Below are 15695 nucleotides of genomic sequence, written 5' to 3'. Positions count from 1 at the left end.
GGCACCCGGCATACCCGCTCGGGGTGACCCTGGGTCGCACGTCGTCCATCCGCACGCAAGGGTGGACCCATGCACGACGACACCACCCTCACGACCGGTCGCGTCACCCGCGTCCTCACCGAACGCCTCTGGCCCGCGGTCCACGCGGTCTGCGTGCCGTTCACCGTCGAGGCGCACACCCTCCCGGGTGAGCCGGTGTCGCCGAGCGAGGGCCTTGCCCTCGACTTCGAGCCGTATGCCGTGGGCTCGCCCTGGGGGGCAGCCTGGGGCACCACGTGGTTCCGGCTGACCGGCACGGTGCCGGCCGAGTGGGCCGGACGCCGCGTGGAGGCTGTCGTCGACCTCGGGTTCGACGTGGCCGAGCCGGGCTTCCAGTGCGAAGGGCTCGTCTACCGCCCCGACGGCTCGCCGGTGAAGGCGGTCAACCCGCGCAACCACTGGGCGCTCGTGACCGCTGCCGCGGGTGGCGGCGAGCAGGTCGAGCTCTTCGTGGAGGCAGCGGCCAACCCGGTCGTGTTCGGCCCGGTGCGCTTCAAGCCGACCAACCAGGGCGACCTGCTCACCGCCTCGCCCGACCTGCTCTACACCACCCGGCGGATGGACCTCGCGCTCTTCGACGAGGAGGTCCACGCCCTCGCGCTGGACCTCGACGTGTTGCTCGGGCTCCAGGCGGAGCTGCCGGCGGGACAGCGGCGAAGCCGCATCCTCCAGGCGCTGGACGACGCCCTCGACGAGCTCGACCTCGCCGACGTCTCCGGCACGGCCGGGGCCGCCCGGCAGGAGCTGGCCGAGGTGCTGGCCCGCCCTGCCAGCGCCTCCGCCCACGTGGTGTCGGCCGTCGGCCACGCCCACATCGACTCGGCCTGGCTGTGGCCGGTGCGCGAGACCGTGCGCAAGGTGGCCCGGACCACCGCCTCGATGGTGGCGCTCATCGATGAGACCGACGACTTCGTCTACGGCATGTCGAGTGCCCAGCAGTACGCCTGGGTGAAGGAGCACCGGCCCGAGGTGTGGTCGCGGATCGTCGCAGCGGTGCAGTCCGGGCGCTTCCTGCCCCTGGGCGGGATGTGGGTGGAGAGCGACACCGTGATGCCGTCGGGTGAGTCGATGGTGCGCCAGCTCCTCTACGGGCAGCAGTTCTTCGAGGAGGAGTTCGGGATGCGTTCGAAGGGCGTCTGGCTCCCCGACAGCTTCGGCTACTCCCCGGCCCTGCCGCAGCTGTTGCGGCGGGCCGGATTCGAGTGGTTCTTCACCCAGAAGATCTCGTGGAACCAGGTTAACACCTTCCCCCACCACACCTTCCTCTGGGAGGGCATCGACGGATCGCGGGTGCTGACCCACTTCCCGCCGATGGACACCTACAACTCCGAGCTGTCCGGCGCCGAGCTGGCCCTGGCCGAGCGCCAGTTCCGCGACCACCGCATCGCCTCGGGCTCGATCGCGCCGGTGGGCTGGGGGGACGGCGGGGGAGGGACCACCCGGGAGATGACCGGCCGGGCCGAGCGCCTCGCCGACCTCGAGGGAAGCCCGCGGGTGCGGTGGGAGCACCCCGACGACTTCTACGCGCGCACCCGCGACGAGCTGGTGGACGTGGACGGGCAGCCGCGCCCCGGTACGCCGGTCTGGGTGGGTGAGCTCTACCTCGAGCTGCATCGCGCCACCCTCACCTCGCAGCACCGCACCAAGGCGGGGAACCGTCGGTGCGAGCACCTGCTCGTCGAGGCCGAGCTGTGGGCCGCCACCGCTGCGGTCCGGGCCGGCGCTGCGTATCCGCACGACGAGCTCGACGCTCTCTGGAAGCAGGTGCTGCTGCAGCAGTTCCACGACATCCTGCCCGGCACCTCCATCGCCTGGGTGCACCGCGAGGCCGTGGAGCAGTACGCGCGCGTCGAGCGGGCCGCCGAGGAGCTCGTGAGCAGCGCACTGGCGGCCCTCGTGGGCGAAGGGCGTAAGCGGGTCACCGCCAACGGCGCAGGGTCGGAGCGCGATGGTGTGCCGCCGGGCGCGGCCGTGGTCGGCGGCAGGCCCGGCGTCGAGGACGGGCCGGGTGAGGCCGTCGTGTCGGGTGAGGCGGTCGGGTCGGGCTTGCGCCCGGGCGCTGGGTCAGGAGCGGTCGAGCTCACGCGGACAGGTGAGGACCTGGTGCTCGACAACGGCGTGGTCCGGGTGACGCTGTCGGCGCAGGGTCTGGTCACGTCGGCCGTCGACCTCGGCTCGGGACGCGACGCCGTCGCGCCGGGTGGGGCCGCCGGCCTGCTGCAGCTGCACCCCGACCTGCCGAACAAGTGGGACGCCTGGGACGTCGACCGGTTCTACCGCAACAGGGTCCGCGACCTCCGGGACGCCGATGGCCTCGACGCAGCAGTGGACGAGGACGGCGTCGCCCGGATCACCGTTCAGCGCACCATCTCGGCGGAATCGACTGTGCGACAGGTCTTTTCGCTGGCGCCGGGCTCGCGGACCCTCCAGGTCGAGCAGGTCACCGACTGGCACGAGGTGGAGACCTTCCTCAAGGTGGCCTTCCCGCTCGACGTGCGCGCCGACCACACCAGCGCCGAGACCCAGTTCGGCCACCAGCGCCGTGCGACCCACGTCAACACCAGCTGGGAGGCCGCGCGGTTCGAGACCTCGATGCACCGGTTCGTGCACGTCGAGGAGCCCGGTTTCGGCGTCGCCCTCGTCAACGACTCCACCTACGGCTACGACGTCACGCGCGACTGGGTCGGCGACGGCACGGTCGCGACGACCGTGCGGCTCTCGCTCCTGCGTGCACCGAGGTTCCCTGACCCCGACACCGACCACGGAGCCCACACCCACCGCTACGGTCTCGTCATCGGCACGGGGCTCGAGGGTGCGGCCCGAGAGGGCGGCTGGCTCAACACCCCGGCGCGCGAGGTGGAGGGCGCCCGAGGGTTCGAGCCTCTCGTCCGCGTCGAGGGTGCCGGGGTGGCGCTGTCGGGTGTCAAGCTCGCCGCCGACCGCTCGGGCGACCTCGTCGTCCGGGTGCACGAGGTGCTGGGCGGCCGGGCGCCGGGCACCGTCCGGGTCGACACGGACGTGGCGTCCGTCGCCGAGGTCACGCTGCTGGAGGAGCCGCTGCACCAGCCCGCTCGTGGGGTGGCGAGCACGGGGCGCGCCACTGTCGTCGAGGTGGAGCTCGGGCCGTTCGAGGTGCGGACGCTGCGGTTCAGTGGTCGTCCTGCGAAGTCACGTCAGGACGGTCCCGAACACACTCGTTGAGTCCGTCCGCGGCATACGCCCGCGGGAGTATGCCGCGCTGCCACCCTCGTGGGACGCCGGGCCCCGGCGTGGTTGCCTACGCTGGCAGGCATGCCCGAGCCCGACGACCTCGCCTGGGGTCCGCCATGGATGCGCGGCGCCCGGGCAGGATCCGGTCGGGCACACCCAGCGGCGCGCTACGTCGTCGCGCTCGTGGTCGCGGTCATCCAGGTAGCCGGCAGCTTCGGCGCCTCGCACGCGCAGCCCGACCGCCGCTCGCTCGACGCCCTCGCCGTGGCGCTGCTCCTGGTGGCGCCGGCGGCCATCACGGTGCGGCGGCGGTACCCGGTGCCCGCCATGGTGGCGGCCGCGCTCGCCGCCGCCGGGTTCCTCGCGCGCGGGTACGCCTACGGACCGGTGTTCCTGGGCCTGGCGATCCTGCTGGTCGTGACGGTCGTGCGTGGTCACCGGGTGGCGGCCTGGTCGGGAGCCGTCGCGGTGCTGGCCGGTGATGCCGTCGGCCGGCTCGCCTTCGGCTCGGCGGCGTGGTCGTGGCAGGCGGTGGGCGGGCTGCTCGCCTGGATCCTGGTCGTGCTGGCCGTTGCCGAGGTCGGGCGCAGCTGGCGCGACCGGGCCGTCACCTACCGGCAGGTCGCCCGCGAGACGAGGCTGCGGCAGGCCGGGGAGGAGCGCCTGCGCATCGCCCAGGAGCTGCACGACGTCGTGGCCCACCACATGTCGCTCATCAACGTGCAGGCCGGGGTCGCCCTGCACCTCGCCGACCGGCGGCCCGAGCAGGTCGAGCCTGCGCTGATCGCCATCCGGGACGCGAGCAAGGAGGCGCTCTCCGAGCTGAGGTCTCTCATCGACGTCCTGCGGCTGGACGGAGCGCCGGCCCCTCGCTCGCCGGTCGCCAACCTGGCGGGGCTCGACGACATCGTCGAGCGCAGCGGGCACGCCGGCCTCGAGGTCAGCAAGACCGTGACCGGTCAGGAACGTGGCCTGCCCGCCGCCGTGGAGCTGGCGGCATACCGGATCGTGCAGGAGGCGATCACCAACATCGTGCGGCACGCGGCCGCGACGCGAGCCGCGGTGACCCTCGACTACGGTGAGGACGTGCTCTCCCTGACGATCGAGGATGACGGCAGCGGCGCAGCCACGCTGCAAAACCTCGTGCAGGGCAACGGGATCAGCGGCATGCAGGAGCGGGCGCGGGCGCTCGGCGGCGAGCTGCGCCTCTCTCCCGCGACCGGCGGCGGCCTGCGAGTCGAGGCCGACCTCCCGACGGGTGGCCCGGGGTGATCCGGGTGGTGCTGGCCGACGACCAGGCACTGCTCCGGGCCGGGATCCGCGCCCTCCTCGACGCCGAGGACGACATCGAGGTGGTGGGCGAGGCGGCTGACGGTGCCGAGGCGGTGACCGTCGTCAGGCAGACGGCGCCCGACGTCGTGCTGATGGACATCCGGATGCCCGGCACGGACGGGCTCGAGGCGACCCGGCAGATCGTCAACGACGAGAGCCTCGCCGGGACGCGCGTGGTGGTGCTCACGACGTTCGACCTCGACGAGTACGTCTTCGAGGCGGTGCGGATCGGGGCCAGTGGGTTCCTCGTCAAGGACACCGAGCCGGCCGAGCTCCTGCGCGGTGTGCGTGCGGTCGCGGCGGGCGACGCCCTGCTGTCGCCCGGGGTAACGCGGCGGCTGATCGGCGAGTTCGCGACCCGCAGCCGCCCCAGCGCCACCCCGGCCGCGGACCGACTCGGCGAGCTGACCGAGCGCGAGCGCGAGGTCGTGGCGCTCGTGGGCGAGGGGCTCAACAACGACGAGATCGCCCAGCGGCTGTTCCTCAGCCCTGCGACGGCCAAGACCCACGTGAGCCGGTCGATGGTCAAGCTGCACGTCCGCGACCGCGCCCAGCTCGTGGTGCTCGCCTACGAGTCGGGTCTGGTGCGCCCGGGGTGGTCGCAGGAGTAGCTGCCGTCGAGGGGTGTGCGCCCTGGGGAGCAGGTGAGGTGTCGCCCGCGGTGGGATTCGGAAGGTGCTCTCCCACAGGAGGATCGAGGAGTCAGCTCAACCCGACCGAGGAGTCACCATGACGACCGTCATCGCCACCGCGGCAACCGCAGCCACCCTGGCTGCCGACCACGACAGCTGGAACGGGCCCGGCCCCTGGTGGCCGCTGTTCCCCCTCTTCTGGCTGCTCTTCATCGTCGGCATCTTCGCCGCCTTCCGCTTCTTCGGCTTCCGTCGCTGGCGCCAGGTGCAGGGCTACGCCGGCACCCGCGCAGGGGAGGCGAGGCTGGCCGAGCGCTACGCCGCCGGTGAGATCGACGAGCAGGAGTACGAGCGTCGGCTCGCCACCCTCCGGCGGATGGGGTCGTCGTGACCTCGTAGCCAGCTGGCGAGCCGGGCTGGACGCCCTCCAAGACGTGCGCGGCGGGGTCACTGGAGGCGGGGAGGATGGTCAAATCCGTTGGGCGGGAGGAGAATCAAGTTGTTCGGCCCGCCTCGGATCGACGGACCGCCTTCAAGGAAAGGTGGTTGTGACCACCATGAAGCGATGGAACCATCCACAGGATCTCATTGCTCTGATCGCCGGCGCCTACGCAGCCCTCTCACCGTTGTGGACCACCACGACGAACCGGGCGACCTGGACCATGGTCGTGCTGGGCGCCGTCACCGCAGTCCTGGCTCTGATCGAGCTGTTCAGACCGGACATGATGTCCATCGAGGGACTCACGGCCCTGCTCGGTGCCTGCCTGATCGCGGCTCCCTGGGTCATGGGCTTCAGCGGCACCCGGCCGATGGCGTGGACCGCCTGGATCGCCGGCGCAGTCGTGCTCGTGGTCGGCGCCGCCGACCTCCAGGTGACCCGGTCGCACCACAAGGGGACCATGGCGACCACCCACTAGGCCACCGACCAGGCGTCCTCAGGTGAGGCTGAGGAGGGCCAGCGCGTAGGCGCACTCGGCGTCCGGGTCCGTGTACGTCTCGCGCCCCTCCTCGGTCTCCACCGTCACCAGCCACTGCGAGTCCTCGCGGCTCAACGACACCAGCCGCTCGCCGATCAGGTCGCGCAGCTGGTCCTCGCGGGGCATCCAGAGCGCGGTGTCGAGGGTGACCGAGTCGAGGGCCCACTCCGTCGTGCCGTTGAAGCCGAGCAGCGGCTGACCCTTGAACGTGTGCACGTCGATCGTGAGGTGGCTGATCCAGAACACCTCGCCGACCACGTTGGGCTGGTCGATGGTGAACCGGTCACCGGGCGTCGGCTCCCACAGCACCCCGCCCTGGTTCAGGCTGCGCGAGAGCTCGACCGTGATCATGGGGCGAGCCTACGTCGCGCCTGCTTCGAGCGCCGCTCCGCGGCCAGAGGTATGCCGCGCGGCCAGTGGCGCACGCGGCATACCCCGGTCTGTGCCGGGCACTAGAGCAGGTCGAAGACCCGCAGCTCGTCCTCGCTCATCAGCCGTGAGCGGATCAGGAACCGCACGCCTTCCGGCGCCTCGACCGAGAAGCCGCTGCCACGCCCCTTGACGACGTCGACGGTGAGGTGGGTGTGCTTCCAGTACTCGTACTGGGAGACCGACATCCAGAACTCGATCGGGTCGAGCAGCCCGCCGACGGGCAGGCTGGCGAGGTGGATGTCGGCGTCACCGGTGATGAACTCGCCCGCGGGGAAACACATCGGGGAGCTGCCGTCACAGCAACCGCCGGACTGGTGGAACATGAGCGGGCCGTGCTTCGCGGTGAGGCGGCGGAGCAGGTCCGCCGCCTCACCCGTGAAGTCGACCCGGCTGTGCTGGGTCTGGTCCACGCCGGCCTAGAAGAAGCCGAGGGCGTCGGGGGAGTAGGAGACCAGGAGGTTCTTGGTCTGCTGGTAGTGGTCGAGCATCATCTTGTGGTTCTCGCGGCCGATGCCCGACTGCTTGTAGCCACCGAACGCGGCGTGTGCCGGGTACTGGTGGTAGCAGTTCGTCCAGACCCGTCCGGCCTTGATGCCGCGACCCATCCGGTAGGCACGGGCGCCGTCGCGGGTCCACACCCCGGCGCCCAGGCCGTAGAGGGTGTCGTTCGCGATCGCGAGGGCGTCGGCCTCCTCGCTGAAGCTCGTCAGCGACACGACCGGTCCGAAGATCTCCTCCTGGAAGACGCGCATGGAGTTGTTGCCCTCGAAGACCGTGGGGGTGACGTAGTAGCCCTCGGCGAGGTCGCCGTCGAGCACGTTGCGCTCGCCGCCGGTGAGCACCTTGGCGCCCTCCTGGCGGCCGATGTCGAGGTAGGACAGGATCTTCTCGAGCTGGTCGTTGCTGGCCTGCGCCCCGATCATCGTGTCGGTGTCGAGCGGGTTGCCCTGCTTGACCTTCTCCACGCGCTCGATGGCGTCGCCCACGAAGTCGCTGTAGATAGACTTCTGCACGAGGGCGCGCGACGGGCAGGTGCAGACCTCGCCCTGGTTGAGCGCGAACATGGTGAAGCCCTCGAGGGCCTTGTCGTAGAAGGCGTCACTCGTCGCGGCGACGTCGTCGAAGAAGACGTTCGGGCTCTTGCCGCCGAGCTCGAGGGTCACCGGGATGATGTTCTGGCTGGCGTACTGCATGATCAACCGCCCTGTGGTGGTCTCACCCGTGAAGGCGACCTTGGCCACGCGGCTGGAGCTGGCGAGCGGCTTGCCGGCCTCGACGCCGAAGCCGTTGACCACGTTGAGCACCCCGGCCGGGATGAGGTCGCCGATCAGCTCGAGCACCTTGAGGATCGACCACGGGGTCTGCTCGGCGGGCTTGAGCACCACGGCGTTGCCGGCGGCCAGCGCCGGGGCCAGCTTCCACGTCGCCATCAGGATCGGGAAGTTCCACGGGATGATCTGGGCGACGACGCCCAGGGGCTCGTGGAAGTGGTAGGCCACGGTGTTCTCGTCGATCTCCGAGCTGCTGCCCTCCTGGCCGCGCAGCACGCCGCCGAAGTAGCGGAAGTGGTCGATCGCGAGCGGCAGGTCGGCGGCCAGGGTCTCGCGCACCGGCTTGCCGTTGTCCCACGTCTCGGCGATCGCCAACGCCTCGAGGTTCTCCTCGAGCCGGTCGGCGATCCGGTTGAGGATGAGCGCGCGCTCGGCGAGCGACGTCTTGCCCCAGGCCGGTGCGGCAGCGTGCGCCGCGTCGAGTGCGGCCTCGATGTCCTCGGCGGTGCCGCGACCGACCTCGGTGAAGGCCCGCCCCGTCACCGGTGAGATGTTCTCGAAGTACTCGCCCTTCTTCGGCTCGACCCAGTTGCCGCCGATGAAGTGCCCGTAGCGCGGCTCGACCGTGACCTTCGAGCCCTCGGTACCGGGGGGTGCGTAGACCGTCATCGTTGTTCTCCCAACGTCCTTGGTGGTGCCCCGCGTGTGGGGGATGCCGTGACGGTAGGCAGTGCAACGTTGCGACGACGTTGCGCGGTGTCCCAGCAGCAACCTTTGCTAGCAAAGCGACCTCATTGATGGACAGGTTGCAGCCTGTCCGTGAGCGAGCAACCCTTGCTAGCAAAGGTTGCTTGGGGCCCGAGTCGGGGCGGGTCAGGCGCCGAGCTCGTGGTCGAGGCGCGCGATCTGGCCGATGACCAGTGGTCGCAGCGGGGAGGTGCTCCCGAGACTGGCGAGCTGGGCGGTCCACATCTCGTGGTCGTCGGCGCCCCACGCCGAGCGGGTCCAGGTCGACATCAGGTCGGCCTCGCCGCTGGCGAGCAGCGCGCGCCGCAGCTGGCCCTCCACGCTGCCCCGCAGCCGCACGACCCCGGGTGACGTCGAGGCGGGGAGCAGCGGGCCGCGGTAGCTGCGCAGTGCAGCACCGACGGCTCCCGCAGCGAGGTGGGCCTCGACGGCCAGCCAGTCCGCGGTGACCTCGGCGGCGAGCCGGTAGGGCCGCGAGGCGAGGAGGTCGTCACCGAGGAGGGACCGCAGCCGGTTGAGCTCGGCCCGCAGCGTCGACGACGTCACGTCCTCCTCGTAGAGCAGCACGCCGAGCTCGTCGCCCGAGAGGCCGCGGGGTGCCGACGCCAGCAGGAGCAGGATCTCGCTGTGCCGGCGACTGAGCCTGATCGTGCGCCGGTGGGAACGACCGTCGTCCACGGTGAGCAGCGCCTCGTCACGACCGAGGGCGTGCACGGCCGCAGTCAGTCGGGAGGACGACTGCACCGGTGGGTCGGTGCCCCTGGTGAGCAGCTCACGGGCGAGCTCGGCCTCGGCCATCCGGGCCGCGGCGCGGACCATCGCCATGGTCTGCGGGACGACGATCTGGTCGCCGCCGGTGATGTCGAGGACGCCGAGGAGCGAGCCGTTGGTCGGGTCGTGGATCGGCGTCGCGGCACAGCTCCAGCGCTGGACGGACCGTCGGAAGTGCTCGGCGCCGATGATGTTGACCGACTGGTCGAGGGCGAGCGCCATGCCGGGCGCATTGGTGCCGGCGAGCCGTTCGTCCCAGTTGCTGCCCTCGACGAACCCGATGCTCTCCGCCCGGCGCAGCACCCCGGGCGTGCCACACACCCAGAGGAGCTGTCCCGAGGCGTCGGAGACCGCCATGATCGCGTCGCACTCGCGCGCGGCCCGGCCGAGTACGTCATCGAGCAAGGGGAACACCTGGGCCAACGGGTGCGCCTCGCGGTGGTCGCGCAGGGCGTCGGCGGGCAAGGTGATCGGCGCCTCCACGCGGTCGGCCTCGACGCCGGCGGCGGCGGACCGCACCCACGAGTCGGCCACTTGCGCGCGCACCGCCGTCATCGGTTCCACCGCCTCAGTGTGGGTGGGGCGCGGACGCCTGTCCACGGTCGTCCGCACTGTGTGCCGCCCAGTGGCGGACTGCCGCGCCGAGCGGTCCGCGCCGTCAGACCGACGTCGGAGGGTCGGCGTCAGCAGGTGGGCGTCAGCGGGTGGGCCTCAGGGGGGCCGACCTCAGTGAGCGGACCTCAGCAGGGCGGGGTGGTCGCGGCGGCCGGCTTCTTCTTCGGTGGGGGCGTCAAGGCGGTGAACTTCGCGCCGAGCACGAGGTCGACGGAGGAGTCGGTGCGGCTGTCCTTGACCGCCTTCGCCCCCTTCACCAGGGCCAGCACGAGCTTGCTCGACGCTGCGCCGGTCGGCCCGAAGCGCACCTCGGCGGCGACCGTGACGTCTCGCTGGAGCGGGTCGTTGCTGACCGTGGAGATCCGGAAACCGCGCTTGCGCACGTCGGCCGCAGTCTTGGCCGCGAGGCCGTTGCGGTCGGTGGCGTTGTAGACGTTGACGGTGACCTGCGACGGCGTCTTCACGGTGGAGGTCGCGGTGCAGGTCGGCGCGGGGGAGGCCTTCGCCTTGTTGCTGTCCTCGTAGTAGGAGTAGGCGTACCAGAAGGCGAAGAACAGCATGAGCGCGACGAGCCCGAGGGTGATCAGCGCCCGGCGGCGGCGGGCGCGGCGGGCGCGCGAGGACCCCGACTCCACGACGTAGCTCACGAACCCACCTCCGCCCGCGTCCTCGCGGCCCCGATCTTCCTGGGGTCAGTCAAGCACGAGGACGCGCGCGTGGAGGGTAGGTCGCTGCTGAAGTGCGGCGCGCAGGGCGCGGTGCAGGCCGTCCTCGAGGTAGAGCGTTCCCTTCCACTCCACCACGTGGGCGAAGAGGTCGCCGTAGAACGTGGAGTCCTCGGCGAGCAGGTGGCCGAGGTCCAGCGTGCGCTTCGTGGTGACGAGCTCGTCGAGCCGCACCATGCGCGGAGGCACGTCCGCCCAGTCGCGCGGCGTCTGCTTCCCGTGCTCCGGGTACGGCCGCCCTTCACCCACCTTCTTGAAGATCACCCAGCCACCATAGGGGTATGCCGCGTCCCGCCGACGCCCACTTCTCACCTGCCCACGTGGTGGGGCCCGCACTAGAGTGCCGAAGGTGACCGAGACCACGCCTTCGCAGACCCCTTCAGCGCCGCCCGCCGCGGCCAGCGCCCAGCTCGACGAGATCCGCGCCGGGTACTCCTTCGAGGGCGGGGCCCTCCACTTCGGTGCCGCAGTGGTCGACGGCAAGGCGTATCCCGATGCGCCCGTGCGCATTCCGCTGTCCACCCTCAACCGGCACGGCCTGGTCGCAGGCGCGACCGGCACGGGCAAGACGAAGACGCTGCAGCTGATGGCCGAGCAGCTGTCCGGTCAAGGTGTGCCCGTGTTCCTCGCCGACATCAAGGGTGACCTCTCCGGCCTCGCGACGGCGGGGCAGGCCAACGACAAGGTCACCGCCCGCGCCACGGACGTGGGGCAGCAATGGGTCGGCACGGCATACCCGACCGAGTTCCTGTCGCTCGGCGGGCTCGGCAACGGCATCCCGATCCGGGCCACGATCACGTCGTTCGGTCCCACGCTGCTGTCCAAGGTGTTGGGGCTCAACGAGACCCAGGAGTCCAGCCTCGGTCTGGTCTTCCACTACGCCGACAAGAACGGCCTCGCGCTCCTCGACATCAAGGACCTGCGCGAGGTCATCTCGTTCCTCGGGTCCGACGAGGGAAAGGCCGACCTGAAGGCGCTCGGCGGCCTGTCGTCGGCGACGGCCGGCGTCATCCTCCGTGAGCTGGTCGCGTTCTCCGACCAGGGGGCCGAGGCGTTCTTCGGCGAGCCGGAGTTCGACACCCAGGACCTGCTGCGCACCGCTGCCGACGGCAAGGGACTGGTCACCTGTCTCGAGCTGCCCGCGGTGCAGGACCGGCCGGCCCTCTTCTCCACCTTCCTCATGTGGATGCTGGCCGACCTCTTCCACGACCTGCCCGAGGTCGGTGACGTCGACAAGCCCAAGCTGGTGTTCTTCTTCGACGAGGCGCACCTGCTGTTCAACGACGCGAGCAAGGCGTTCCAGGACGCCATCGAGCAGACCGTGCGATTGATCCGGTCGAAGGGCGTCGGTGTCTTCTTCGTGACCCAGTCACCCAAGGACGTGCCGTCCGACGTGCTCGCCCAGCTCGGCAACCGCGTGCAGCACGCACTGCGCGCCTTCACCCCCGACGACGCCAAGGCGCTCAAGGCCGCAGTGTCGACCTACCCGCGCAGCGGCTACGACCTCGCCGAGCTGCTCACCTCGCTCGGCACCGGTGAGGCGGTCGTGACCGTGCTCTCCGAGCGGGGCGCGCCCACACCGGTCGCGTGGACCCGCATGATCGCGCCGCAGTCGCTGATGGCGCCGTCGGACGAGGCGACCGTCAAGCAGGTCATCGCCTCGTCCGCGATCGGCTCGAAGTATGCCGCGATGGTCGACCGCGAGTCGGCCTACGAGAAGCTCCAGGCCCGGCTGCAGGCGGCGCCCGCCCCGGAGCAGGCGCCCGCCCCCGCGCCCGCGCCGAAGGCGGAGGCGCCGGCCCGCGCTCCTCGGCCGGCGAAGGAGGAGCCGAGCATGGTCGAGCAGGTCGTGCGGTCGACGGCATTCAAGTCGATGGTCCGCTCGGCCGGCACGGTCATCGGTCGCGAGATCACCCGCTCGATCTTCGGCACCGCCCGCCGCTCGCGCTAGTCGCAGCCGCCGACCCCGCGGCATGCCCGACCCCGCATGCCCGACCCCGCATGCATACCAAGGTCCGGCGGCTCAGCCGAGGAGGACGGCCACCAGCAGGATGACGGGGACGGCGCCGATCGTCGTGATGAGGATGGTGTCGCGGGCCAGGACGGTCGCCCGGTCGTAGCGGGTGGCGTGCACGAAGATGTTCTGGGCCGTCGGCAGCGCCGAGGTGACGACGATCGCCAGCAGCGCGTGGCCATCGACGCCGAGCACCACGCTGGCCACGAACCACGCGACCAGGGGTTGCACGAACAGCTTGAGGGACGACGTGGTGACCAGCTCCGGCACCGAGCCCGCGCGCCCCAGCCCCGGACCGAGGCGCAGCGCGATGCCGTAGGCGACCAGCATGGACGGCACGGCCATGTTGCCGAGCAGGCCGAGCGGTGCGGCGACCGTGGTGGGCAGCGTCCACCCGGTGAGCGACAGCCCGAGCCCGATGAGCGAGCCGACGGTCAGGGGGTTCGTGAACGGCTTGGAAAGCAGCTGCCACCAGGAGGAGCGGCCGCCGCGCGCGTCCGCGTCGAGGAAGCCCAGCGCGAGGGGCTGGAACACCAGCAGCTGGAACAGGAGCGTCGGGGCGACGAAGGCGGCATCGCCCAGGACGTAGCTGGCGACCGGGATCCCGAGGTTGCCGGCGTTGACGTAGGACGACGAGAGGGCGCCGATCGTGGTGTCGCCCAACGAGCGGTGCCACAGGGTGCGGGCCAGCACGACGTAGACGCCTCCGGCCACGACGACGCCAGCAGCGGACGCGCCCAGGTTCGCGGAAAGCACCTGGTGCACGTCGGCCCTCGACAGCGTGACCACCATCAGGGCCGGGCTCGCGACGAAGAACGCGAGTCGCGACAGGACCTGCTGCGCGCCCAGGTCGACGATACGGAGGTGGGCCAGCAGGGCGCCCACGGCGATGACCAGGCCGATGGTGGTGAAACCGTTGAGGACTCCCTGCACCCCGTCAGGCTAGGTGGGCGAGGACAGCACGGGCCCGAGGGTCTCAAGGACCGAGGCGTCCTCGATGGTCCCGGGGACGGTGGGTGTCCTGCCGTCGGCCATCTCGCGCATCGTCTTGCGCAGGATCTTGCCCGACCGCGTCTTCGGCAGCGCCGCGACGACGTCCACCCGCTGCAGCGACGCGATCGGGCCGACCTCGTCGCGCACCCGCTGCATCAGCTCCGTGCGGATGCGCTCGCCGTCAGCCGCACCGTCGACGCCGGCCTTGAGCACCACCAGGGCTCGCGGCACCTGACCCTTGAGCTCGTCGTGGACGCCGATGACGGCGCACTCGGCCACCGCCGGGTGACCGGCCAGCGCCGCCTCGATCGAGCCGGTCGAGAGCCGGTGGCCCGCGACGTTGAGGACGTCGTCGGTCCGCCCCATCACGTAGAGGTAGCCGTCCTCGTCCACCAGGCCGCCGTCGCCGGTGAGGTAGTAACCGTCGAACGCCGAGAGGTAGCCGGCCACGTAGCGGTCGTCGTCGCCCCAGAGCGTCGGCAGGGTGCCGGGAGGAAGCGGGAGCCGGATGCAGATGGCGCCCTCTTCGCCTGCGGCCAGCTCCCGGCCACCGTCCCCGAGGATGCGCACGTCGTAGCCGGGCACCGGCACGGTCGGGGAGCCCGCCTTGATCGGCATCGGCTCGAGCCCTCGCAGGTTCGCAGCGATCGGCCAGCCGGTCTCCGTCTGCCACCAGTTGTCGACCACCGGCACCCCGAGCCGCTCGGTCGCCCACTCGTAGGTGTCGGGGTCGAGCCGCTCCCCGGCGAGGAACACCGTCGTGAGCGTGGACAGGTCGTGGCCCTTCATCAGCTCGCCACCGGGGTCGTCGCGCTTGATGGCCCGGTATGCCGTGGGCGCGGTGAACATCGCCTTGACGCCGTGGTCGGCGATCACCTTCCAGAAGGCGCTCGCGTCAGGGGTGCCGACCGGCTTCCCTTCGTACAGAACGGTGGTCGCGCCAGTCAGGAGAGGGGCGTACACGATGTAGGAGTGCCCGACCACCCAGCCGACGTCGCTGGCGGTGAACCAGGTGTCGCCCGGCTCGATGCCGTAGATGTTGCCCATCGACCAGCGCAGCGCGACCGCGTGACCGCCGTTGTCGCGGACGATCCCCTTGGGCCGTCCGGTGGTCCCCGAGGTGTACAGGATGTAGAGCGGGTCGGTGGCCGCGACCTCCACGCAGTCGGCGGGCTCGGCGTCAGAGACGAGCTCGTCCCAGTCGAGCTCCTCCCAGTCGGTGTCGCGCTCGCCGACGGCTGCCCGGGCCTGCTCACGCTGCAGGACGATCACCGACTCCGGCTTGTGCGAGCTGCGGTCGAGGGCCGCGTCGAGCAGGGGCTTGTACTGGACCACGCGCGTCGGCTCGACGCCACAGCTCGCGGCCACGATCACCACGGGCTTGGCGTCCTCGATGCGCGCGGCCAGCTCGGCCGGCGCGAAGCCCCCGAAGACGACGGAGTGGACCGCACCCAACCGGGCGCAGGCGAGCATCGCGACGACGGCCTCGGGCACCATCGGCATGTAGATGACGACCCGGTCGCCCTTGTCGACCCCCAGCGACGCGAGTGCCCCGGCGAACGTCGCCACGCGGTCCAGCAACGCGGCATACGTGATGGTCTGGTGGGTGTCGGTCACGGGCGAGTCGTAGTGCACCGCCGGCTGGTCGCCGCGCCCCGCGGCCACGTGCCGGTCGAGGGCGTTGAAGCAGGTGTTGAGCGTGCCGCCGGTGAACCAGCGGTAGAACGGCGGCCGGTCGTCGTCGAGCACCCGTGGCGGGGGCGTGATCCAGTCGATCGCCTCGGCGGCGCGGCCCCAGAACGCATCCGGGTCCTCGAGGCTCTGCCGGTATGCCGCGCGGTAGTCACCGTTGCCCATGTCGCCATCGTGGGCCACCACGCCGCGACCCGCCAGAGCGCGGTGCTGACTCGGCTCCGGGAACCGGTGACCCGGCTCCG

The 15695-nt window shown here is 71.2% G+C and carries 14 protein-coding genes; 6 read left to right on the top strand and 8 right to left on the bottom strand.

Features of this window, described 5'->3' with window-relative positions; all coding sequences use genetic code 11:
- Positions 1-69 precede the first annotated feature (69 nt).
- From ABD262_RS11755 to ABD262_RS11735, 5 genes are all read left to right on the top strand, one after another.
- Positions 70-3240 (top strand): alpha-mannosidase, encoded by a 3171-nt coding sequence (locus ABD262_RS11755; protein WP_344136018.1) that lies wholly within the window; start codon positions 70-72, stop codon positions 3238-3240.
- A gap of 90 nt (positions 3241-3330) precedes the next feature.
- Complete coding sequence (locus tag ABD262_RS11750) at positions 3331-4521, top strand: sensor histidine kinase (RefSeq protein ID WP_344136015.1); 1191 nt, start codon at positions 3331-3333, stop codon at positions 4519-4521.
- Positions 4518-5192 carry a response regulator transcription factor gene (locus ABD262_RS11745; RefSeq protein ID WP_344136012.1) on the top strand — a complete coding sequence of 225 codons (675 nt, stop codon included), beginning with the start codon at positions 4518-4520 and terminating at the stop codon, positions 5190-5192. The genes ABD262_RS11750 and ABD262_RS11745 overlap by 4 nt, the downstream gene beginning before the upstream one ends.
- Before the next feature lie 118 nt (positions 5193-5310).
- Positions 5311-5604 carry an SHOCT domain-containing protein gene (locus tag ABD262_RS11740; RefSeq protein WP_344136009.1) on the top strand — a complete coding sequence of 98 codons (294 nt, stop codon included), beginning with the start codon at positions 5311-5313 and terminating at the stop codon, positions 5602-5604.
- 166 nt (positions 5605-5770) lie between these two features.
- Positions 5771-6130, top strand: a complete 360-nt coding sequence (locus ABD262_RS11735) for an SPW repeat protein (RefSeq protein ID WP_344138168.1) — start codon at positions 5771-5773, stop codon at positions 6128-6130.
- Between the two features lie 18 nt (positions 6131-6148).
- Here ABD262_RS11735 and ABD262_RS11730 read toward each other — a convergent pair whose 3' ends face one another.
- The 6 genes from ABD262_RS11730 to ABD262_RS11705 form a co-directional block, all read right to left on the bottom strand.
- Positions 6149-6541, bottom strand: coding sequence for a hypothetical protein (locus ABD262_RS11730; RefSeq protein ID WP_344136006.1), 393 nt, complete (start codon positions 6539-6541; stop codon positions 6149-6151).
- 101 nt (positions 6542-6642) lie between these two features.
- Positions 6643-7032: a DUF779 domain-containing protein gene (locus ABD262_RS11725; RefSeq protein ID WP_344136003.1), complete on the bottom strand. Its 390-nt coding sequence runs from the start codon at positions 7030-7032 to the stop codon at positions 6643-6645.
- A gap of 6 nt (positions 7033-7038) precedes the next feature.
- Positions 7039-8562 (bottom strand): acetaldehyde dehydrogenase ExaC, encoded by a 1524-nt coding sequence (exaC, locus tag ABD262_RS11720; RefSeq protein ID WP_344136000.1) that lies wholly within the window; start codon positions 8560-8562, stop codon positions 7039-7041.
- A gap of 204 nt (positions 8563-8766) precedes the next feature.
- Positions 8767-9966: a GAF domain-containing protein gene (locus ABD262_RS11715; protein ID WP_344138165.1), complete on the bottom strand. Its 1200-nt coding sequence runs from the start codon at positions 9964-9966 to the stop codon at positions 8767-8769.
- A 185-nt stretch (positions 9967-10151) separates the two neighbouring features.
- A complete protein-coding gene (locus ABD262_RS11710; protein WP_344135997.1) occupies positions 10152-10673 on the bottom strand; it encodes a LytR C-terminal domain-containing protein in 522 nt (173 codons plus the stop codon).
- A 45-nt stretch (positions 10674-10718) separates the two neighbouring features.
- The gene (locus tag ABD262_RS11705; RefSeq protein WP_344135994.1) at positions 10719-11015 is read right to left on the bottom strand and encodes a type II toxin-antitoxin system VapB family antitoxin; all 297 of its coding nucleotides are present in this window, start codon (positions 11013-11015) and stop codon (positions 10719-10721) included.
- A gap of 85 nt (positions 11016-11100) precedes the next feature.
- Here ABD262_RS11705 and ABD262_RS11700 point away from each other — a divergent pair, with 85 nt between their 5' ends.
- A complete protein-coding gene (locus ABD262_RS11700) occupies positions 11101-12702 on the top strand; it encodes a helicase HerA-like domain-containing protein (protein WP_344135991.1) in 1602 nt (533 codons plus the stop codon).
- A 72-nt stretch (positions 12703-12774) separates the two neighbouring features.
- Here ABD262_RS11700 and ABD262_RS11695 read toward each other — a convergent pair whose 3' ends face one another.
- On the bottom strand, positions 12775-13698 hold the full coding sequence (locus tag ABD262_RS11695; RefSeq protein WP_344135988.1) for an AEC family transporter: 924 nt from the start codon (positions 13696-13698) through the stop codon (positions 12775-12777).
- Between the two features lie 9 nt (positions 13699-13707).
- Positions 13708-15615, bottom strand: a complete 1908-nt coding sequence (locus ABD262_RS11690) for a propionyl-CoA synthetase (RefSeq protein ID WP_344135985.1) — start codon at positions 15613-15615, stop codon at positions 13708-13710.
- Positions 15616-15695 lie beyond the last annotated feature (80 nt).

The organism is Pedococcus bigeumensis (assembly GCF_039531795.1).
Taxonomy (GTDB): domain Bacteria; phylum Actinomycetota; class Actinomycetes; order Actinomycetales; family Dermatophilaceae; genus Pedococcus; species Pedococcus bigeumensis.
This window is presented reverse-complemented; position numbering and strand designations above follow the sequence as displayed.